The sequence below is a fragment of the Bacillus sp. SIMBA_074 genome (assembly GCF_046534555.1).
GTDB classification, from domain to species: Bacteria; Bacillota; Bacilli; order Bacillales; family Bacillaceae_G; genus Bacillus_A; species Bacillus_A mycoides.
Map to the genome: position 1 here is coordinate 1 of NZ_JAWRYM010000374.1, position 282 is coordinate 282.

Annotated in this window: 1 protein-coding gene; it reads right to left on the bottom strand. The window is 38.7% G+C overall.

The genetic code is table 11. From position 1 onward, the window contains the following. Positions 1-64: 64 nt before the first annotated feature. Positions 65-282: hypothetical protein (locus tag SB773_RS31225; RefSeq protein WP_410594158.1), on the bottom strand; the 218-nt coding region annotated here is incomplete at its 5' end.

Here is a 282-nt window from a genome sequence, read left to right on the forward strand (position 1 = left end):
AGGTGCTTTAGTTCAATAAGGAAGGTTGCTTCGGCAGCCTTTTTCTTATGGCACTAAAGGGGCGTTATGAAATCCTGCGAATAAGTGAGCTTCGAGAGATATTCGTATCAAACTGATGGAGTTCAATAAGATAAATGGTATTTCCCATTCTTTCACTGCCCATTGATATTAATAAAAAGTCCTCCCCTTCACCTCCGTTAAACTTGTTGTAACCGACAATCGATGTATCTTCTAATAATTCTGGAACTGGATTAGGGCTGGCTATTGCAAGACAAAATTTTT